General features: G+C 69.6%; 18 protein-coding genes and 1 riboswitch. Of the genes, 10 read left to right on the top strand and 8 right to left on the bottom strand.

The window, feature by feature from the left end:
- Positions 1-75 precede the first annotated feature (75 nt).
- The 5 genes from ACIQM3_RS06880 to ACIQM3_RS06860 all read left to right on the top strand — a co-directional run bounded on the left by ACIQM3_RS06880 (position 76) and on the right by ACIQM3_RS06860 (position 6110).
- Positions 76-645 carry a glycerol-3-phosphate responsive antiterminator gene (locus tag ACIQM3_RS06880; RefSeq protein WP_401619677.1) on the top strand — a complete coding sequence of 190 codons (570 nt, stop codon included), beginning with the start codon at positions 76-78 and terminating at the stop codon, positions 643-645.
- 251 nt (positions 646-896) lie between these two features.
- The gene (locus ACIQM3_RS06875; RefSeq protein WP_401619675.1) at positions 897-2198 is read left to right on the top strand and encodes a nitrate/nitrite transporter; all 1302 of its coding nucleotides are present in this window, start codon (positions 897-899) and stop codon (positions 2196-2198) included.
- Positions 2199-2267: 69 nt separating this feature from the next.
- Positions 2268-3044, top strand: a complete 777-nt coding sequence (locus ACIQM3_RS06870) for an SDR family NAD(P)-dependent oxidoreductase (protein ID WP_401619672.1) — start codon at positions 2268-2270, stop codon at positions 3042-3044.
- A 68-nt stretch (positions 3045-3112) separates the two neighbouring features.
- Positions 3113-4576 (top strand): FAD-binding oxidoreductase, encoded by a 1464-nt coding sequence (locus tag ACIQM3_RS06865; protein WP_401619669.1) that lies wholly within the window; start codon positions 3113-3115, stop codon positions 4574-4576.
- A gap of 94 nt (positions 4577-4670) precedes the next feature.
- Positions 4671-6110, top strand: coding sequence for an FGGY-family carbohydrate kinase (locus tag ACIQM3_RS06860; RefSeq protein ID WP_401619666.1), 1440 nt, complete (start codon positions 4671-4673; stop codon positions 6108-6110).
- 29 nt (positions 6111-6139) lie between these two features.
- Here ACIQM3_RS06860 and ACIQM3_RS06855 read toward each other — a convergent pair whose 3' ends face one another.
- Together ACIQM3_RS06855 and ACIQM3_RS06850 are read right to left on the bottom strand one after the other, a co-directional pair.
- Positions 6140-7303 (bottom strand): spermidine/putrescine ABC transporter substrate-binding protein, encoded by a 1164-nt coding sequence (locus ACIQM3_RS06855; RefSeq protein WP_401619663.1) that lies wholly within the window; start codon positions 7301-7303, stop codon positions 6140-6142.
- A 222-nt stretch (positions 7304-7525) separates the two neighbouring features.
- Entirely contained in the window at positions 7526-8965 is a 1440-nt protein-coding gene (locus ACIQM3_RS06850) for a gamma-aminobutyraldehyde dehydrogenase (protein ID WP_401619660.1), read from the bottom strand.
- Between the two features lie 177 nt (positions 8966-9142).
- On the opposite strand from ACIQM3_RS06850, the gene ACIQM3_RS06845 reads away from it, so the two are divergent.
- The 5 genes from ACIQM3_RS06845 to ACIQM3_RS06825 all read left to right on the top strand — a co-directional run bounded on the left by ACIQM3_RS06845 (position 9143) and on the right by ACIQM3_RS06825 (position 14260).
- On the top strand, positions 9143-9634 hold the full coding sequence (locus ACIQM3_RS06845; protein WP_187355837.1) for an Lrp/AsnC family transcriptional regulator: 492 nt from the start codon (positions 9143-9145) through the stop codon (positions 9632-9634).
- Positions 9619-10998 carry an aspartate aminotransferase family protein gene (locus ACIQM3_RS06840; RefSeq protein ID WP_401514808.1) on the top strand — a complete coding sequence of 460 codons (1380 nt, stop codon included), beginning with the start codon at positions 9619-9621 and terminating at the stop codon, positions 10996-10998. Before ACIQM3_RS06845 ends, ACIQM3_RS06840 begins: the two co-directional genes overlap by 16 nt.
- Positions 10999-11224: 226 nt before the next feature.
- Positions 11225-11962, top strand: coding sequence for an ABC transporter ATP-binding protein (locus tag ACIQM3_RS06835; RefSeq protein WP_401619656.1), 738 nt, complete (start codon positions 11225-11227; stop codon positions 11960-11962).
- Positions 11944-13107 (top strand): hypothetical protein, encoded by a 1164-nt coding sequence (locus tag ACIQM3_RS06830; RefSeq protein ID WP_401619653.1) that lies wholly within the window; start codon positions 11944-11946, stop codon positions 13105-13107. Before ACIQM3_RS06835 ends, ACIQM3_RS06830 begins: the two co-directional genes overlap by 19 nt.
- A 34-nt stretch (positions 13108-13141) precedes the next feature.
- On the top strand, positions 13142-14260 hold the full coding sequence (locus ACIQM3_RS06825; protein WP_401619650.1) for an LOG family protein: 1119 nt from the start codon (positions 13142-13144) through the stop codon (positions 14258-14260).
- Between the two features lie 15 nt (positions 14261-14275).
- Here ACIQM3_RS06825 and ACIQM3_RS06820 read toward each other — a convergent pair whose 3' ends face one another.
- The 6 genes from ACIQM3_RS06820 to ACIQM3_RS06795 all read right to left on the bottom strand — a co-directional run bounded on the left by ACIQM3_RS06820 (position 14276) and on the right by ACIQM3_RS06795 (position 20764).
- Positions 14276-14728 (bottom strand): SRPBCC domain-containing protein, encoded by a 453-nt coding sequence (locus ACIQM3_RS06820; RefSeq protein ID WP_401619647.1) that lies wholly within the window; start codon positions 14726-14728, stop codon positions 14276-14278.
- Positions 14729-14965: 237 nt separating this feature from the next.
- Positions 14966-15991 carry an ABC transporter ATP-binding protein gene (locus ACIQM3_RS06815; protein ID WP_401619644.1) on the bottom strand — a complete coding sequence of 342 codons (1026 nt, stop codon included), beginning with the start codon at positions 15989-15991 and terminating at the stop codon, positions 14966-14968.
- A gap of 2 nt (positions 15992-15993) precedes the next feature.
- The gene (locus tag ACIQM3_RS06810) at positions 15994-17643 is read right to left on the bottom strand and encodes an ABC transporter permease (RefSeq protein WP_401620045.1); all 1650 of its coding nucleotides are present in this window, start codon (positions 17641-17643) and stop codon (positions 15994-15996) included.
- Between the two features lie 44 nt (positions 17644-17687).
- Positions 17688-18782 (bottom strand): thiamine ABC transporter substrate binding subunit, encoded by a 1095-nt coding sequence (locus tag ACIQM3_RS06805; protein WP_401619641.1) that lies wholly within the window; start codon positions 18780-18782, stop codon positions 17688-17690.
- Positions 18783-18855: 73 nt separating this feature from the next.
- A riboswitch (TPP riboswitch) is annotated at positions 18856-18972 on the bottom strand.
- A gap of 75 nt (positions 18973-19047) precedes the next feature.
- Complete coding sequence (gene rlmN / locus ACIQM3_RS06800; protein ID WP_401619638.1) at positions 19048-20154, bottom strand: 23S rRNA (adenine(2503)-C(2))-methyltransferase RlmN; 1107 nt, start codon at positions 20152-20154, stop codon at positions 19048-19050.
- An 82-nt stretch (positions 20155-20236) separates the two neighbouring features.
- Positions 20237-20764 carry a hypothetical protein gene (locus ACIQM3_RS06795; RefSeq protein ID WP_401619635.1) on the bottom strand — a complete coding sequence of 176 codons (528 nt, stop codon included), beginning with the start codon at positions 20762-20764 and terminating at the stop codon, positions 20237-20239.
- Positions 20765-20781: the final 17 nt, after the last annotated feature.

Raw genomic sequence — 20781 nt, 5'->3', positions numbered from 1 at the left:
CGGGCCGCGAGCCGCGAGCCGGTTCTCGGCCGTACGCTGAAGGGGAACCTCGCTCAGCCGCACCCGGGAGACCCCATGGACACCACACCACTGCCCTCGCTCCTGGAGCAGCACCCGGTCGTAGCGAGCGTCAAGGACAAGGACGACCTCGCCGCCGTGCTGCGGTCCGAGTGCCGCATCGTCTTCCTGCTCTACGGCACGGTCCTCGACCTCCCGGCGATCGTGCAGCGGCTCAAGGACGACAACCGGATCGTCCTGGTCAACGTGGACCTGCTCGAAGGCTTCGCCGGCAAGGAGATCGTGGCCCGGTACGTCAAGGAGAGGACGGCCGCCGACGGGATCCTCAGCTCCAAGGCGTTCATGGTGCGGGCGGCGCGCGACCTCGGGCTCTACGCGGTCCACCGGTTCTTCCTCATCGACTCGCTCTCGTACCGCAATCTCGCGCCGCAGGTGCGCATGTCGAAGGCGGACTGCGTGGAGATCCTGCCGGGCTGCATGCCGCGGGTCATCTCCTGGGTCGTCGCGGACATCGACGTCCCGCTGATCGCGGGCGGCCTGGTCTGCGACCGGGACGACGTGTTCGCCGCACTGAAAGCGGGAGCGAGCGCAATCGCGTCGTCGAACCGGGAGGTCTGGGCGATGTGAAATCGGGGGTTGACACGGCTGACACCTCCCATTTACTTTTGCGGAGCGGCCCGATGACTGCGCCGCCCACCATACGTACACAATCGCATATCGGCTTCCGGTCCAAGGCCATCCGGCCATTGTCCCGGGGCAGTTACTAGAGACCAGAGAACAGTAACTCCTCCCGCCAGGGAGAGTTGCTGTTCTTTTTTTGTGCCCTTTTCGGGCATCGAACCCCTTCCCTGCATTTCCACAAAGAGGTGGTGAGCGCCGTGACCAAGTCCCAGAAGTGGGTCAGCTTCCTGATCCTGTCGATGACCGGCGGAGTCATCTATCAGGTCGCGTACATTCGGTTCGTTTTCCTGGGGCCCACGGCGCAAGCGCTCGATCTCTCGGCCCAGGACTACGCCAACATCGTCTCGGTCTTCGGCATCGTCGCCATGGTGATGTATTTCTTCGGAGGCTGGTTCGCCGACAAGTTCTCTCCGAAGGTCCTTGTCGTGGCCGCTCTCGTCGGTACCGGAGCCGCCGACCTGTATCTGGGGACCGTTCCGGGTTACTGGGGAGTTCTGGCCGCACACGTACTCATGGCAGTCATGGGAATGGGCCTGTATTGGTCCGCTCTGGTGAAAGCCATCGGAATGCTGGGCGATTCCTCGGAGCAGGGCCGCCTGTTCGGTTTCCTGGAGGGTGTGCGTGGTGTCACGTCGACGGTCGTCGGCTTCGTGGGGACGGCCGTCGTCGCGGCGAGCGTGGCCGAGGCGGCCGGTGTGCTGTGGCTGATCCGGCTCTACGGCATCCTGTGCTTCGTCTACGCCGTGCTCGTATGGCTCTTCGTCAAGGGTGACGAGAGGCGGCTGGCCGGCCTCGGTTCCAGCACCGTCACCCTGCGGCAGCTGGGGCGGGCGGCGCGCAACAAGTACACCTGGCTGATCGGCGGCACGGTCATGCTGATGTACTGCTTCTACACCACGCTCGGTTACTTCTCTCCGCTCCTTGAGCACCGGTACGGAATGGCCGCCGCCCTCATCGGCGTCATCGGCGTCGTGCGGACTTACGTCTTCCAGTTCGTGGCGGGGCCGGCCGGCGGGGTCGTCGTGGACAAGGTCACCCGGTCCACACCGCGCTTCCTGCGCTGGATGTTCGTGGGCTGCGCGGCCGTCGCCCTGCTCTTCCTCGTCCTTCCGCGTGACTCCGCCTTCAAGTGGGCGGCACTGGCTCTGATGTTCGCCCTGTGCCTGCTGGTGTTCGCCAGCCGTGGCGTCTACTGGGCACAGGTCGGCGAGGTCGAGGTCCCCGAGAACGAGCGCGGCGGCGTCATCGGTCTCGCGTCCGGGCTCGCGTATCTTCCCGACGCGTTCCTGCCCACCGTGAGCGCCTGGTGGATCGGCGACCCCTCCGCGAAGCCCGCCGTCCCTGAGCATGGCGGCGGCTACACCACCCTCTTCCTGTTCCTGCTCGCGATGGCGCTGCTCGGCGTGGGCCTGACCACGCTCACCGACCGCACCCGGCGCCGCGAACTGGCCGCCCGCACCCCTCGCACCGTCCCGGAGACAGCTCCCGTGACTCCCTGAGCAGCCCTCCGATACCAACCCCCCAGCCCCGCCTCGCCCCGCCCCGTTTCAGGAAAGTGTGAACTCCTTATGGAAATCACCGAGTTCAACCGCGACTTCTTCTCCCTCGACGGCAGGAACGCCATCGTCACCGGTGGCAACACCGGCCTCGGCCAGGCGTTCTCACTCGCTCTCGCCAAGGCGGGCGCCAACGTCTTCGTACCCTCGGTGGCGCCCGACGACGGCACGACACGGAAGCTGATCGAGGCCGAGGGGCGCCGCATGGAGTTCCTGGAGGCGGACCTCACCGGGCCCGGCGTCCCGAAGCAGATCATCGAAGGCTGTGTGGACGCCTTCGGCTCGGTCGACATCCTGGTGAACTCCGCGGGCATCTGCAACATCGCCGACGTCGAGCACTTCGACCGGGCGCAGTGGGACCCGATGGTGAGCGTGAATCTCACGGCCCCTTTCGAGCTGAGCCACGAGGCGATCCGCTTCATGGTCCCGCAGCGCTCAGGAAAGATCATCAACATCGCGTCGATGTTCTCGTTCCTCGGCGGCCAGTGGTCGCCCGCGTACGCCGCCACCAAGCACGGCATCGCCGGCTTCACCAAGGCCTACTGCGACGAGCTCGCGCAGCACAACATCCAGGTCAACGCGATCGCGCCCGGTTACTTCGCCACGAAGATCACCGAGGAGACACGCTCCGACCCCGAGACCAACCAGCGCGTCCTGGACCACATCCCCGCCGGCCGCTGGGGCGACGTCGCCGATCTGATGGGAGCGACGGTCTTTCTCGCCTCCCGCGCGTCGGACTACGTCAACGGCCACGTGCTCCCGGTGGACGGCGGCTACCTGGTCCGCTGACCCCGGTGTCTCGCACCCACACCCCACGTTCGCCCTCCCCCACACCGAACACAACGAGGTAGATCCCCATGGCCCAGTCGCTTTCCAAGCTCTCCCGCGCAGACATCGTCACCCGCCTCACGGCCCTGCTCACCGCGGAACAGATCGTCACGGACGAGGAGCAGCTGAAGCTCGCGAGCGTCGACCGGTTCAAGAAGTACCAGTCCGTGCACGGCATCTTCGACGGCCCGATCCCGGCCGTGATCGTCAACGCCCGCTCCACCGACGACGTGTCGAGGGTGCTGGCCTTCGCCGACGAGAACAAGATCAATGTGGTGGCCCGCACCGGCCGCACCGGCACCGAGGGCGGCCTGGAGACCGCGGTCGAGGACACCATCGTGCTCGACGGTTCCGGCCTCGACAAGATCATCTCGGTCGACGTCGAGAACATGCAGGTCACGGTCCAGTGCGGCGTACCGCTCCAGGTCCTGGAGGACAAGCTGCGCGAGCAGGGCCTGACCACCGGGCACTCCCCGCAGTCCAAGCCGCTCGCCCAGTACGGCGGTCTGGTCTCCACCCGCTCGATCGGCCAGTTCTCCACGCTGTACGGGGCGATCGAGGACATGGTCGTCGGCCTGGAGGCGGTCTTCCCGGACGGCTCCGTCACCCGCGTCAAGAACGTCCCGCGCCGCTCGGCGGGCCCGGACATCCGGCACATCGTCATCGGCAACGAGGGCGCGCTGTGCTACATCACCGAGGTCACCGTCAAGATCTTCCCGTACCTGCCGCAGAACAACGAGTTCCACGGCTTCCTCGTCGACGACATGGCCACCGGCATCAAGGTGATCCGCGAGGTCGTCACCAACGGCTTCAAGCCGTCGGTCGTCCGTGTCTACTCCCCCGAGGACGCCCGCCAGCACTTCGCCCACTTCTACAAGGAGAAGGTCGTCATCGTCTTCGTGGCGGAGGGCCCCAAGGGCCTCGTGCGCGCGACCAGCGAGGAGATCGAGCGCGTCATCGGCCAGTACGCCCACGAGAAGGTCGACCCACAGCTCATCGAGGCGTGGTTCGACAACCTCAACTGGGGCGTCGACAAGATCGAGGCCGAGAAGCAGGTCATGCTCTCCAAGGCCGAACTCGGCTACACCACCGAGGTCTCGGTCGACTGGTCGCGAACCGTGGAGCTCTACGAGAGCGTGATCGGCCGTATCCGTACCGAGTTCCCGGCTGCCGACGACCTGGTGATGCTGGGCGCCCACTCCTCCCACAGCTACCAGACGGGCACGAACCTGTACTTCGTCTACGACTACAAGATCAACTGTGAGCCGCGCGAGGAGATCGAGAAGTACCACATCCCGCTCAACGCGATCATCGTCGAGGAGGCGCTGAAGGCCGGCGGCTCGATGGTGCACCACCACGGCATCGGCAAGTACCGGGCACCGTGGACCGCCCAGGAGCACGGCAGCGCGTACGCGATCCTCGCCAAGCTCAAGGAGACCTTCGACCCGAACGGGATCATGAACAAGGGCACGATCTTCCCGATCGACGCCTGAGCCGACCGCTCCCGTGGCGCTCCGGACGAGCATCCCGCTCCGCCGGGGCCGCCCCCCTTCCTCTCCCGACCCGCACGAGCTCCCCGGAGTGGGCATGACCAGCACCCGTCCCCGCTATTTCATCGGCATCGACAACGGTTCCCAGTCCTCCAAGGTGACCGTCTTCGACGTCCACGGCCGCGCCGTCAGCGAGGGACGCGCCGCGCTGCGCCCCTACGACACCCCGCGCCCCGGCGTGGTGGAGCACCCGGACGACGACCTGTGGACGTCGATCGGTGAGGCGAGCCGGGCGGCGCTGGCCGCCTTCGACGGCGACCCGGCGGACATCGTGGGCGTGGGTCTGTGCACGATCCGCTTCTGCCGTGCCGTCCTCAAAGCCGACGGCACGCTCGCCCAGCCCGTCATGAGCTGGATGGACGAGCGGGTCGGCCTGCCGTACACGCACACCGACCCCGAGGCGGCGTACGTGACGACGTCGTCGGGATACATCAGCCATCGCATGACGGGGAACTTCCGCGATACGGCGGCCAACTACGCGGGCATGTGGCCTCTGGACTCCGACACCTGGCAGTGGACCGACGACGCCGCGGAACTCGCGAAATCCGGCATCCCCCGCGGCATGCTGTTCGACCTGGTGCTGCCCGGCGACCTCCTGGGCGAGGTCACCGGGGCGGCGGCGCGCCACACCGGCATCCCGGCGGGCGTGCCGGTCGTCGCCACCGCCAACGACAAGGCCGTCGAGGCCCTGGGCTGCGGCTTGCGTGCGCCCGAAACGCTCCTCGTCTCCCTCGGCACCTACGTCGCCGGCATGACGACGGGGCCACGCAATGTCCGGAACGCCACCGACTTCTGGACCAACTACGCCTGCCTGCCGCACTCCTACCTCTACGAGTCCGGTGGTGTGCGACGGGGTATGTGGACCGTCAGCTGGTACCGCGACCTGCTCGGTGAGGAGGCGGTGGGGAAGGCCCGGACGGCGGGGCTGGGTGTCGAGGACCACCTCAACTCCGAGGCCGCGAAGGTCCCGCCCGGTTCCGACGGGCTGATGACCGTCCTCGACTGGCTCGCGCCGGGTGAGGCCCCCTTCCGCAAGGGCACCCTCCTCGGCTTCGACGGCCGCCACGGCCGCTTCCACATCTACCGCTCCGTGCTCGAGGCGCTCGCCATGACCGTTCATGACACGGCGGCCCGTATGGCGGGTGAGCTCGGCACCGAATACGGCGAGGTGATCGTCTCCGGTGGCGGTTCACGCTCCGACCTGATGATGCGGATCCACGCCGATGTGCACGGCGTCCCGGCCCGTCGTGCCGAGGCGTCGAGCGCGGCCGGGCTGGGCTCCGCGATCTGCGCGGCCGTGGGGCTCGGTGTGTACGCCGGCTTCGACGAGGCCGTCGACGCCATGGTCCGCCCCGGCGAGACCTTCCTGCCCGACCCGGCGAACCACCAGCTCTACCGGCGTCTGGAGAACGTGTACCGGGACGTGCGCGGCCGCACCGACGCGATCTACCGGCGGACGTACGACATCTTCGGCTGAGAACCGGGCATGGAACCGGGCGCGGCCCCTCAGAGGCCGACGATGGAGTTCCACTTCTTCGCGTACTCGGTGCGCTCCTCGGAGGTGATGTCACGGGCGATGACCAGACGTTCGCGCATGGCGTCGTCGGGGAAGATCAGGGGGTCCTCGGCGAGCGCGGCGGTCTCCTCGTCCTTGGCGGAGGCGAGGATGTCGCGGGCGGCCGGGACCGGGCAGACGTAGTTGACCCAGGTGGCCAGTTCGGCGGCCACCTCGGGCTGGTAGTAGTGGTCGACCAGCTTCTCGGCATTGCGCTTGTGGGCCGCGAGGTTGGGGATCATGAGCGACTCCGACCAGAGCTCGGCGCCTTCGGCGGGCACCACGAACTCGATGTCCGGGTTGTCCGCCTGGAGCTGGATGACGTCACCGGAGTAGGCCTGGCAGGCGAGCACATCGCCGTTGGCCAGGTCCTTGATGTAGTCGTTGCCGGTGAAGCGGCGGATGTGGCGGGACCTCACCCGCTTCTCCACCTGCTCGCACATCCGGTGGAAGTCGTCGGCGGTCCAGCGGGTGATGTCGGCCCCGTCGCCCTGCATCAGCAACGCGAACGCCTCGTCGAGCCCGGACAGCAGCGTCACCCTGCCGCGCAGGTCATCCGCCCATAGCTCGCTCGTGTGCCGGATCTCCCGGCCGAGCTTCGCGCGGTTGTAGGCGATGCCGGTGATCCCGGACTGCCAGGGAACGCTGTGCAGCCGGCCGTCGTCGAAGGCGGGCGAACGCAGCTGCGGGTCCAGGTACCTGGCGACATTGGGCTGACGCGCCCGGTCCATCTTCTGCACCCAGCCGAGCCGCACGAACCGGGCCGCCATCCAGTCGCTGATGACGACGAGGTCCCGGCCCGTGGGCTGGTGGTTCATCAGCGCCGGGCTGATCTTCCCGAAGAACTCGTCGTTGTCGTTGATCTCCTCGGTGTACGTGACGGAGATCCGGGTCCGGCGCGAGAACGCGTCGAGCGTGGGCCGCTTCGACTCGTCCTCGTCATCGGTGTCGATGTAGAGGGGCCAGTTGGCGAAGTGCAGCGAGTGGTCACTGTCCGAGCGGTCGGGGCCCGAGCGGTCGCCGGGCTCCACATAGGCGGCGGGGACTCCGCAGCCGGCCAGAGCGGCGCCGGCCGCACCCGTGCCGAGGGTGCGGAGCAGGGAGCGACGGGACATGAGGTGGTCCTGAATCGAGCGCACCCGCGCAGGATTCCGCTCCGCCACCCCGGCGGACAATGGACCAACCGTCCAGCGCGAGCGGCCGCGCCCGCACACCATGTCCATGACGGGCGACGGCGGGCGGCGTCCGGGCACGTGGACGGCCCCGGGTGAGGGGGCGCGGGCACGTGAACGGCCCCGGGCGCGGGGCCCGGGGCCGTGGTCACCGCCGTACGCGGGTCAGTCGTCGAGCGACGTCATGACGTGCTTGATCCGGGTGTAGTCCTCGAAGCCGTACGCGGAGAGGTCCTTGCCGTAGCCGGACTTCTTGAACCCGCCGTGCGGCATCTCGGCGACGAGCGGGATGTGGGTGTTGATCCACACGCAGCCGAAGTCGAGCTTCTTGGACATCCGCATCGCGCGGGAGTGGTCCTTGGTCCACACCGAGGAGGCCAGGGCGTACTCCACGCCGTTGGCGTACTCGACGGCCTGGGCCTCGTCCGTGAAGGACTGGACGGTGATGACGGGCCCGAAGACCTCGTGCTGGACGATCTCGTCGTCCTGACGGAGGCCCGAGACGACGGTCGGGGCGTAGAAGTAGCCCTTGTCGCCGACCCGGTGGCCACCCGCCTCTACCTTGGCGTGCGCGGGGAGCCGCTCGATGAACCCGCTGACCTGCGCCAGCTGGTTGGCGTTGTTGAGCGGGCCGTACAGCACGTCCTCGTCGTCCGGGAGCCCGGTCTTCGTGTCGGCCGCGGCCTTGGCGAGCGCGGTGACGAACTCGTCGTGGACGGACTCGTGGACCATGACGCGGGTCGCGGCCGTGCAGTCCTGGCCCGCGTTGAAGTAGCCCGCGACGGAGATGCCCTCGACGGCCTTGGCGATGTCGGTGTCCTCGAACACGACGACGGGCGCCTTGCCGCCGAGCTCCAGGTGGACCCGCTTGACGTCCTTGGCCGCGGACTCGGCGACCTGCATTCCGGCCCGCACCGAGCCGGTGATGGAGGCCATCGCCGGGGTCGGGTGCTCGACCATCGCGCGGCCGGTCTCGCGGTCACCGCAGATGACGTTGAAGACGCCCTTGGGCAGGATCTGTCCGATGATCTCGGCGATCAGCACGGTCGACGCCGGAGTGGTGTCGGACGGCTTGATGACGACGGTGTTGCCCGCGGCGAGTGCCGGGGCGAACTTCCACACGGCCATCATCAGCGGGTAGTTCCAGGGCGCGACCTGGGCGCAGACGCCCACCGGCTCGCGGCGGACGATGGAGGTGAGGCCCTCCATGTACTCGCCGGCCGAACGGCCTTCGAGCAGCCGGGCGGCACCCGCGAAGAAGCGGATCTGGTCGACCGCCGGCGGGATCTCCTCCGTGCGGGTGAGCCCCAGCGGCTTGCCGGTGTTCTCGGACTCCGCGGCGATCAGGTCCTCGGCACGCTCCTCGAAGGCGTCGGCGATCTTCAGCAGTGCCTTCTGGCGCTCGGCCGGCGTCACGTCGCGCCAGGCGGGGAACGCGGCGGCCGCCGCGGCCATGGCGGCATCGACGTCGGCCTGCCCGGAGAGCGGCGAGGTCGCGTAGACCTCTTCCGTCACCGGGTTGACCACGTCGATGGTCCGCCCGTCCGCGGCGTCCCGGAACTCTCCGTCGATGTAGTTGCGCAGACGGCGCACCTCGGTGGTCACAACCACCCCTCCTGTCGGCTGTCCGATGGGTGAGACTTCCACACTAGACCGTTGGGTGACGCTTTCGACATACCCACCCGCCGTGAACTTCGGATTCGGTGAGATTGAGACTCCCAGACAACGAATTTCATCGATTCGGGCTTGCCAGACAGACGAGGCGCGGTGCAGAGTGGGGACGTGGCCAGTCGCAGCGCAGACTCCAGGACCGGGAACGGATCGGCACCAGCGGTCGATGCCGTCTCCCTCGCAATCATCGAGCAGCTCCAGGAGGACGGACGCCGGCCGTACGCCGCGATCGGCAAGGCCGTGGGCCTTTCCGAAGCCGCCGTGCGCCAGCGCGTCCAGAAGCTGCTGGACCAGGGCGTGATGCAGATCGTCGCCGTCACGGACCCGCTCACCGTGGGTCTGCGGCGTCAGGCGATGGTCGGCATCAACGTCGAGGGCGACCTCGACCCGGTGGCCGAGGCCCTGTCGGCCATGGCCGAGTGCGAGTACGTGGTGATGACCGCGGGCTCCTTCGACCTCATGGTGGAGATCGTCTGCGAGGACGACGACCACCTGCTGGAGACGATCAACAAACGTATCCGGGCCATACCCGGCGTGCGCTCCACCGAGAGCTTCGTCTACCTCAAGCTCAAGAAGCAGACCTATATGTGGGGAACCCGATAGCCGTGAGCAAGGACCTCAGCCGAACCGCGTACGACCACCTGTGGATGCACTTCACCCGCATGTCGGACTACGAGAACGCGCCCGTTCCCACCATCGTGCGTGGCGAGGGCACCTACATCTACGACGACAAGGGCAAGCGCTACCTCGACGGTCTCTCCGGCCTGTTCGTCGTGAACGCCGGACACGGCCGTCACGAGCTCGCCGAGACGGCGTACAAGCAGGCCCAGGAGCTGGCCTTCTTCCCGGTGTGGTCCTACGCGCACCCCAAGGCCGTCGAGCTCGCCGAGCGGCTCGCGGACTACGCCCCGGGCGACCTCAACAAGGTCTTCTTCACCACCGGCGGCGGCGAGGCCGTGGAGACGGCCTGGAAGCTGGCCAAGCAGTACTTCAAGCTCAAGGGCAAGCCGACCAAGTACAAGGTCATCTCGCGTGCGGTCGCGTATCACGGCACCCCGCAGGGCGCCCTGTCGATCACCGGACTGCCCGCGCTCAAGGCCCCGTTCGAGCCGCTGGTGCCCGGTGCGCACAAGGTGCCCAACACCAACATCTACCGCGCGCCGCTCTTCGGTGACGACCCGGAGGCCTTCGGCCGCTGGGCCGCCGACCAGATCGAGCAGGAGATCCTCTTCGAGGGCCCGGACACCGTCGCCGCGGTCTTCCTGGAGCCGGTGCAGAACGCCGGCGGCTGCTTCCCGCCGCCGCCCGGCTACTTCCAGCGGGTGCGCGAGATCTGCGACCGACACGACGTGCTGCTCGTCTCCGACGAGGTCATCTGCGCGTTCGGCCGCCTGGGCACGATGTTCGCCTGCGACAAGTTCGGCTACGTCCCGGACATGATCACCTGCGCCAAGGGCATGACCTCGGGCTACTCCCCCATCGGCGCCTGCATCATCTCCGACCGGCTGGCCGAGCCGTTCTACGAGGGCGACAACACCTTCCTGCACGGCTACACCTTCGGCGGCCACCCGGTCTCCGCCGCGGTCGGTCTCGCCAACCTCGACATCTTCGAGCGCGAGGGCCTCAACCAGCACGTCCTGGACAACGAGAACGCCTTCCTGACGACGCTGCAGAAGCTGCACGACCTGCCGATCGTCGGCGACGTACGCGGTAACGGCTTCTTCTACGGCATCGAGCTGGTGAAGGACAAGGCCACCAAGGAGACGTTCACCGACGAGGAGACCGAGCGCGTCCTGTACGGCTTCCTCTCCAAGGCGCTGTACGAGAACGGCCTCTACTGCCGGGCCGACGACCGTGGCGACCCGGTCGTCCAGCTCGCTCCTCCGCTGATCTCCGACCAGTCGACCTTCGACGAGATCGAGGGCATTCTGCGCGGTGTCCTGACGGAGGCCTGGACGAAGCTCTGACCGACTGACAACGGCTGCCCCGCCCAGGGTTTCGGCAGCCGTCTCATACGGACCACGCGGCCCGGATGCACCCGTTCGAGTGGGAAGGGAGCATCCGGGCCGCGTACTGTCCCGACACCTCGCTCCGGCTGCCTAGCGTGCCGAGTGACCGATCGGCTTTTTTCTCGTTGTATTCGTCCCCCCGTACCCGGGGACAGGAAATCTGATCCGAACCGAGGTGTACGCCATGGTGGCCCCGCCCGACAACGACGTGATCTGGGCACGTTCCCTGCACCACTCCCACAACGGATCACCGGGCCTCGGTGGTGTCTCCCTCGGTGTCCGCGACGGTGAGGTCCTCGCCGTGTCCGGACCTCGTGGGTGCGGGAAGTCGACGCTGCTGCACTGCCTCTCCGGACAGCTGGTGCCCGAGCAGGGCGAGGTCTGGTTCAACAGCGTGCCCGTGCACACCATGAGCCCCAGGCTGCGCGAACAGCTCCGCCGGGAGAGATTCGGCTGGATCGGGGCCGAGCCGCAGCTCGTGCCCGAGCTCAGCACCTGGGAGAACGCCGCCCTGCCGCTGCTGCTGCGGGGGGTCTCGCACCGGGCGGCGAAGAAGGCCGCCACGGAGTGGCTGGAGCGCCTGGACATCGGCCCGCTCGCCAAGAAGCGGCCGCACACCCTGCTCCAGTCGCAGCGTCAGCGGATCTCCGTGGCCCGTGCGCTGGCCGGCTCGCCGTCCGTGATCTTCGCGGACGAGCCGACCGCGACGCTGCACCACGCCGAGCGCACCCAGCTCCTGCGCACCCTCACCACGGCGGCACGGTCCCACGGGATCACCGTCGTGCTCGCCACCCACGACGCGGAGGTCGCCGGGCTCGCCGACCGCGTGGTCAGCCTGCTGGACGGCCGCCGCGTCACCACCGTCTCCCTGCCCGCCGCGTCCGATACGGAAGGCCGCTCGGCGTGCTCGCTCTCCGTCTGACCCGTGGCTCGCACCCCCTGGTCCTGATGCGGCGGCTGCTTCTCGCCGCCGCGTCGGCGGGGGTGGGCTTCCTGCTCCTGTGCACCCTGGGGTACGCCTCCGGGCACCCGTCGCACGCGTCGAGCTCCGTGCTGCGGCTGCTGTGGTGCGCCGTTCCGCTCGCGGCGACCGTCCAGTTCGCGGTGGCGGTCGCGCGTACGGACCCGAGCACCCGCCCACGGCCCGGGCTCTTCTCCGCGGGCCTCGGCCCGGCGCGTCTGGCCCTGCTGGCGGCGATCTCGACGGCGGTGTCCACCACGCTGGGCTCGGTGGTGGCGCTGCTCTTCTTCCTTCACCTGCGCGGCGATCTGACCGGCCTGCCGTTCGACGGCGGCGCGGCGGAGTTCCTGGGCGCCGGCACCCCGTTGCCCCTCGCCGCGGCTCTCACGCTGCTGGCCCTGGTGCCGCTGGCCTCGTCCGCGGCCGGCGGGCTCGCGCTCCGCTCCAGGCCGGTCGCTCCGTCCGACGCCCAGGAGGCCGAGGAGGACCTCGCGCCCGCCCCGGTGCCGAAGGGGCTGCCGTGGGGGGTCGCGCTCACCGCGGCCGGGCTCGCGGTCGAGGCGTACGCGAGCCGGGGCTCGGCGGGCAGCCCGTTCCCGCTGCCGGGCCGGCTCGACTCCACCCCTGCCGCCGTGCTCGCGGGCTGGATCCTCACCGCGATCGGCCTGGCCATGGCGGGACCCGGTCTCACCTATCTGTGCGGGCGGCTGCTCCAGGCGGTGCGCCCGGGAGCCGTACGGCTGCTGGCGGGCCGGGTCCTGATGGACGAGGCGTGCCGGATCGGCCGCCCGCTGGGAATCGTCTGCGCGGTGCTGTCCGGGGTGATCGCGGCCTCCGTGCTCTACACCGACGGACCCCGTCCCTTCGGCCCGCTCACCGCGCTCGGCGCCGTACTCGTTGTCGGCTGCACCATGGCGACCCTGCTGACGACCGCGCTCGAGGCCAGGCAGGCCCGTGCCCGTACGGCCAGGACCCTGCTGCGGCTCGGCGCCCCGGCCTCCTCGCTCCGCACGGCCGCCGCCCTGCGGGCGCTGGTCCTGCTGGCCGTCTTCGCCCCGCTGACCTGGGCGATCGCGGAGCTGGCAGCACTGCCTCTGACGGAGTGACCCCGGCCGCCGGGACGGTACGTAGCATGGCGGCGTGGAGAATCCGGACGAGAACACGTACGCACCCGGCGTCGAGATCGAGACGCTCACCGCATTCGACCAGGCAGTCGCGGCCGGAACCCTGGCCGGCCACCGCGTCCAGTCCGTCGACCTGACGGACCGGAGCGGCGCGCTGCTCGCGACCGGCACCCGGGGCGCCGTCTTCCTCGGCTGCCGCATGGAGCCGCGCGCCGAGGCGAAGATACGCGCGGACGGGGCCTTCGTGTTCCCGCCGGTGCCGGGCCTCCCCTTCGACCCGTACCGCGGACTGCTCTACACCCCCGACGCCCTGTACGAGGGCCTGTCGGAGGGCGGTTACGCCGCCACCCCCGACGCGCGGGCGTACGGCTGGTTCCAGCTGACCAAGGCGAACGGCGACGTCTTCGCCTCGATGCTGCGGGCGCTCCACGACGACGCGGTCTCCGACGCTCTGGACGAACACCTCGTCGGGGCCCGGGTGGTGGGCGTGATGGGCGGCCACGCGATGGCCCGCGGTTCGCAGGAGTACCGAGGCGCCGCGCAGCTCGGCAGGGAGCTGGCGCGCAGCGGTCTGACCGTGGCGACGGGGGGCGGTCCTGGCGCCATGGAGGCGGCCAACCTCGGGGCCTACGCGGCTCCGCATTCCGACGCCATGCTGCTCAAGGCCTGCGAACTCCTGGCCTCGGCGCCCTCGTTCAGCCCGTCGGTCACCGACTGGGCCACGGCCGCCTTCGCCGTACGGGAGCGCTGGCCCGACGGGGGCTCCTCGGTCGCGGTCCCCACGTGGTTCTACGGCCACGAACCGCCGAACGCCTTCGCGGACCACATCGCCAAGTACTTCGCGAACGCCGTGCGCGAGGACGGGCTGCTGGCCCGCTCGACCGCAGGTGTGATCTTCCTGCCGGGGGCCGCCGGGACGGTGCAGGAGATCTTCGACAACGCGACGCCGAACTACTACGAGTCGCGTTCCGCGCCCACGCCGATGGTCCTCGTGAACCGCGCGCACTGGACGGAGAAGCTGCCCGCCTGGCCCCTGCTGAGCGCGCTCGCGGCGGACCGGCCGATGGAGTCCCGTATCGCGCTCGTCGACACGGTGGAGGAAGCGGCCGGGGCGCTCGCCCGGCTGACGGGCTGACCCGCTCCGACGGGCTCAGCGGGCGGCGAGCCGGGCGTCGAGGGCGTCGAAGAACGCCTCCCAGCCGTCCTCGGCCGCCGCGTACTGCTCGGGGGTGAGATTGCCGCCTCGCTGCCGGAAGACCATCTCGGTGGACTTCCGGCTCTTCTCCGTGAGGGTGACGGTGACGGTCTCGCCCTCGATGTCGGCGGGCGCACTCCTGTCCTTGAGCGTGAACACGAGCCGCTCCGGGGCGGACACCTCCTGGTAGACGCCGTGGAAGGGCATCTCCGCCCCGGGCACCACGATGACCAGGCTCCACTCGCCCCCAGGCGTGACATCCATCGACACCCGGTCGAGCGGCACGTCCGCGTCACCCCCGTACCAGGCGGCGAAGTCCTCCGGGTCCGTCCAGGCTTCGAAAACGCGGTCGCGGGGCGCCGCGACGACGCGGGTGATGTCGATGCCCTCGCGGGCTGACCGGTTCATGGCCCCTGCTCCTTCCGGACGGTTCCCGTGTCCAGGGGATCACGCCCCGAGAAGCACCGCCAGCCGGTCGTACGCACGCTCCCACCCGGGCAGGGCGGCGATGCCCAGCCCCTCCACCTCCAGGCCGGCACGGCGGGTGCGGCAGGGCATCGCGAAGACGTCGTCAGCCGCGAGCGCCCTGACCGTGCTCGCGGTCGTGGAGCCGGCGGTCGGTGTGGGCCGCCGGACCCGGGCGCCCTACACCTCTTGGGGAAGGACCACCGTCTCCGCCGGGTCGAAGGTCACGCCCACGGTGACCCCCTCCTCCGGGGTCTCCCGCAGCGCGCACTCGGCCTCCAGGGGCGGCCCGTCGTCGGGGTGCAGGGTGACGGTGACGTGGTGGCCGCGGAAGGTGCGTACGCCCACCGTGCAGCGCAGGCCTTCCTTGGGGCCGCCGATCCGGACGCCGCCCGGCCGCACGAGCAGCTCGCACTCGCCCTGCGGCGAGTCCTCGGGCACCGGGACCTTGCCCCAGACGGTGTCGGCGGCCGTGCCCGTGACCGTGGCGTCCACCAGGTTGTCGAAGCCGAGGAAGCGGGCGACGAACGCCGACGCGGGGTGCTGCCACACTTCCAGCGGGGTGCCCGCCTGGGCGATCCGGCCGTCCCGCATGACCACGACCCGGTCGGCGAGCGCGAACGCCTCGCCCTGGTCGTGGGTGACGGCGAGCACCGTCGTGCCCAGCCGGCCGAAGAGGGTGCGCAGTTCGACGACGAGCCGTTCGCGCAGGCTCCGGTCCAGCTGGCCCAGCGGTTCGTCCAGCATCAGCAGCTTCGGGCGGGGCGCCAGGGCCCGGGCGAGTGCCACCCGCTGCTGTTCGCCGCCGGACAGGGCGGCGACGGCCCGTCGGCCGGCACCGGGCAGGCCGACCAGGTCCAGGAGTTCACCGGCTCTGCGGTCGCGCTCCGAGCGGGTGACGCCGTGCATCCGCAGTCCGAACGCGACGTTGGCGCCGACGTCCCGGTGTGGGAAGAGCTGGTGGTCCTGGAACATCAGGCCGAGCCCGCGGCGGTGCACCGGCAGCCGTGCCTGGTCCGCGCCGTCCAGGAACACCCGCCCGCCGTCGAGGGGCTGGAGCCCGGCCACGGCCCGCAGCAGCGTCGACTTGCCGCTGCCGCTCGGGCCCAGCACGCAGACGATCTCGTGGTCCGCGACCTCCAGGTCCACCGCGTCCAGCGCGGTCCGCTTCCCGAAGCGGACCGTGGCCGACTCCACTGTCAGCATCTCTAGAACTCCCCGGATCGGTCGGTACGGATACGTTCGAGCAGGAGCAGCGACACCGCGCAGACCAGCATCAGAATCGTGCTGAGGGCCATCGCCTGGCCGTAGTTCAGCTCGCCCGAGCGCCCCAGCAGCCTGGCGACGGCGACCGGCAGGGTGGGGTTGTCGGGGCGTGCGATGAACACGGTCGCGCCGAACTCCCCGAGCGACACGGCGAAGGCGAAGCCGGCGGCCACCAGCACCGCCCGCCGCACCAGCGGCAGGTCGACCTCCCGCCAGGCCCGCAGCGGCGACGCGCCGAGCACCGCCGCGGCCTCCCGCAGCCGGTCGTCCACCGCGCGCAGGACGGGCAGCATGGTCCGTACGACGAAGGGGACGCCCACCAGCGCCTGGGCGAGCGGCACGAGGATCCAGGACGTACGCAGATCCAGCGGCGGCTTGTCGAGCGTGATGAGGAAGCCGAAACCGACGGTGACGGCGGACACTCCGAGCGGCAGCATCAGCAGGGCGTCGAAGCCACGCACCAGCGGCCCGGAGCGGGGGTACCGCCCGCTCGAGCGAAGCCGAGGGTGCGGGAGGGCCAGGGCCGCCGCGGCGAGACTTCCGATGACGAGGGCGATCAGGGTAGCGACCAGTGCGTAACGCAGGGAGTTCCCGATGGCGTCGAGCGGCGGGACCAGGAAGGTGGAGCCGTTCGCGTCGGCCGACTGCAGCGCGCGGTAGAAGCCGAAGCCGTAGCCGTCCGAGGTGTCCAGGGAGCGTTCCACCAGCACGCCGAGCGGCACCACGATCAGCAGCAGGACCGTCATGAGCACCCCGCCCAGCAGCGCCCGCTGTCCCGCCCCGTGCGGTCGGCGGGAGGTCTGTGCCGGGTCGACGAGCTTCAGCGCGGTCTCCCTGCGCCGCACGGTCCACGCGTGGACGGCGAGGATCCCTCCGACCGCGGCGAACTGCACCAGGGTCAGTACGGCGGCCGTCGGCAGGTCGAGGAGCTGGGCGGTCTGCCGGTAGATCTCCACCTCCAGCGTGGAGTAGGCCGGACCGCCGAGGATCTGGACGACTCCGAAGGAGGTGAAGGTGAAGAGGAAGACCATCAGAGCCGCCGCGGCTACGGCCGGGGCGAGTGCGGGCAGGGTGACTCGCCGCCAGGCCGCGAGGCGGCCGGCCCCGAGCACCCGGGCGGCCTCCTCCTGACGGGGGTCGAGCTGGGACCACAGGCCGCCGACGGTCCGTACGACGACCGCGTAGTTGAAGAACACATGGGCGAGCAGAATCGCCCACACGGTCGTGTCGAGGCGGACCCCCCAGAGCTCGTCGAGGAACCCGCCGCGCCCCAGCAGCGCCAGGAACGCCGTACCCACGACGACGGTGGGCAGGACGAACGGCACGGTCACGACGGCACGCAGCAACTGCTTCCCGGGGAAGTCGAAGCGGGCGAAGACATAGGCGCCGGGCAGTGCGATCAGCAGGGTGAGCGCGGTCGAGGCGAGGGCCTGCCAGGTGGTGAACCAGAGGACGTCGAGGATGTCCGGCCGGCTCAGCACCGTGCCGATCCGGCCGAACTGCCAGTCTCCGTCCGTCTTCAGGCCCCGGCCGACGATCGCGACGACCGGGTAGGCGAAGAACAGCGCGAAGAACGCGACGGGCACGGCCATGAGACCGAGCCGCACCGCGTTCCCCCTCCACGGGGACCGCGCGACTACTTCACGACGAGCGAGGACCACGACTGGACCCACTGCTCACGGTTCTTGGCGATCTTCTCCGGGGCGACGGTCGCCGGCTTGTCCACAGTGGCCCCGAACTTCGTGAAGAGCTCCGGAAGCTTCGCATCCTTCACCACCGGGTTCACGAACATGTTCAGCGGCATGTCCTCCTGGAACTGCTTGCTGATCAGGAAGTCCAGGAGTGCCTTGCCGCCCGCCTCGTTCTTCGCGCCGTCCAGCAGTCCGGCGAACTCGATCTGGCGGAAGCAGGTGCCGGCGGCGACACCGGTCGGGGCCTCGCCGGGCTGCGGATCGGCGTACAGCACCTCGACGGGCGGGCTGGAGGCGTACGAGACCACGAGCGGCCTGTCGGCCTTGGCCTTCCTGCCGCCCGCGGAGCCGGAGAACTCCTCGTTGTAGGCCTGCTCCCAGCCGTCGACGACCTTGACGCCGTTGCTCTTCAGCTTCTTCCAGTAGTCCTGGTACCCGGTCTCGCCCTGGCTGGCGACGGTGCCGAGGAGGAAGCCGAGGCCGGGCGACGAGGTCGCGGCGTTCTCGGTGACGAGGAGGTTCTTGTACGCGGGCTTCAGCAGGTCGTCGAAGGAGTTCGGCGGGTCGAGCTTCTTGTCGGCGAAGTACTTCTTGTCGTAGTTGACGCAGATGTCGCCGGTGTCGATGGGCGTGACCCGGTGCTTGTCCGCGTCGAGCTGCGTGTCGGCCGCGACGCGGTCCAGGCCCTTCGCCTCGTACGGCGTGAACAGGCCGTTGTCCAGGGCACGCGAGAGCAGGGTGTTGTCGGCGCCGAAGAACACGTCGCCACGAGGGGAGCCCTTGGTCAAGATCTCCTGGTTGAGCGCCGCCCCGGCATCACCGCTCTTGAGCACCTTGACCTTGTAGCCGGTCTCCTTCGTGAACGCCTTCAGGACGGCGTCCGAGGCGTTGAACGAGTCGTGGCTGACGAGTGTGACGGTCTTCGAACCGGCTCCCGTGTCACCGGAAGACTTGTCGTCGGAGCCGCCGCAGCCCGCGAGCGCGGTGACTCCGAGCGCGGCGGCGAGCGCGGTCGCCGCGTACTTCGTCGTGGTGTTCATGGTGATGTCCTCCTGGAGGTGACCAGGAAGAGACGCGGCCCCGCCCGCTCGGCGAGCGGGCAGGGCGCAACAGCTTGAGTAAGGTCCGAACTTCCTACCCGGAATGACCCGGGCGAGGTTCAGAGGGTCTGCGGCCGACCTGTCCTCGGTGCCGCACTCTCAGCGCTGTGGCGCTCCCCTGTCGGAATATGAAGTTGATTTCCCGGCCAGGCTACACCGGCCGGATCACGCCGGACCGGCCGGATCCTGCCCGTAGGCAGGGCCCTCAGCGCTCGGACGCCGCCAGCTGCCCGCAGGCGCCGTCGATCTCCTGGCCACGGGTGTCCCGGACGGTGACCGGCACACCGTGCGAGGCGATCGCCTCGACGAACGCCTTCTCGTCCTCGGGCCGAGAGGCGGTCCACTTGGACCCCGGCGTCGGGTTGAGCGGGATGAGGTTGACGTGCACCCGCTTGCCCTTGAGCAGCCGGCCCAGCCGGTCGCCCCGCCAGGCCTGGTCGTTGATGTCGCGGATGAGCGCGTACTCGATGGAGATGCGGCGGCCCGACTTCTCCGCGTACTCCCACGCGGCGTCCAGGACCTCACGGACCTTCCAGCGGGTGTTCACGGGGACGAGGGTGTCGCGCAGGTCGTCGTCCGGAGCGTGCAGCGAGACCGCGAGGCGGCACTTGAAGCCCTCGTCGGCGAAGCGGAGCATCGCCGGCACCAGACCCACCGTGGACACGGTGATCCCGCGCTGCGACAGCCCGAGGCCGTCCGGCTCCGGGTCGGTCAGCCGGCGGATCGCCCCGACCACGCGCTTGTAGTTGGCCAGCGGCTCGCCCATGCCCATGAAGACGATGTTGGACAGCCGCGCGGGCCCGCCCGGGACCTCCCCGTCGCGCAGGGCCCGCATGCCGTCCACGATCTGGTGCACGATCTCGGCGGTCGACAGGTTGCGGTCGAGTCCGGCCTGCCCGGTGGCGCAGAACGGGCAGTTCATCCCGCAGCCGGCCTGTGACGAGATGCACATGGTCACCCGGTCCGGGTAACGCATGAGGACGGACTCCACGAGCGTGCCGTCGTGCAATTTCCAGAGCGTCTTGCGGGTGGTGTCGTCGTCGCAGCTGATGTGGCGCATCACCGACATCAGGTCGGGGAACATCGCCTCGGCGAGCTTGTCCCGCGACGCGGCCGGGATGTTGGTCCACTCCGCCGGGTCGTGCGCGAACCGCGTGAAGTAGTGCTGCGACAGCTGCTTGGCACGGAAGGGCTTCTCGCCGGTCGCGGCGACTGCTTCCTTGCGCTCGTCGGGGGTGAGGTCGGCGAGGTGCCGCGGCGGCCGCTTGGCTCCACGGGGCGCGACGAAAGTGAGTTCTCCGGGCTTAGGCATGGTTCATCCAGTGTCGCAGACACGCCGAGGTACTCATGGCCGCCGGAGAACCGTGCGGTACGCCGGGGCGGCACGGACGGCGTCAGCCCTGGTCCTGCAGGGCGGACCGCATGTGGCGGTGGCGCTCCAGGGCACGGCGGCGCATCCAGAAGACCCAGGAGCAGAAAACGGCCACCCCGGCGACGAAGACCAGCGGGACGGTCAGCGAGCCGGTGACGACTCCGAGCACGAGCATGCCGGCCGCGATCAGGCCCATGCAGCCCAGCCAGTACGGCAGCCACCGGCCGCCCCGCTCCATCTTCCCCAGCTGCTCGGCGACCAGTTTCTGCATGGTCGCCCGCTTCTCGGGATCGCTCGGCACCTCACGGTGCCGGATCCGGCGGTTGAGCTCGGCGATCCCGCGGGGGTCGATGCCGGCCGCACGGCTGGTCCTGCGACGCTGGGCGGCCACGATGCCGATGGCGACGGCGGTGAAGACCGCTGTCTGGATCACCCACCAGCCGAGGTGCCCGTCCCGGCGGAGCAGGGCGTTCACCCCCACTCCGAGGACGAAGATCAGCACCGCTTGCGCGGCGAGACTACGGTCGAGCCTGAGCTTCGACGCACGCACGGCGTCCTCCTCGAAAG

Source organism: Streptomyces sp. NPDC091271, assembly GCF_044757505.1.
Lineage (GTDB): Bacteria > Actinomycetota > Actinomycetes > Streptomycetales > Streptomycetaceae > Streptomyces.
This window is presented reverse-complemented; position numbering and strand designations above follow the sequence as displayed.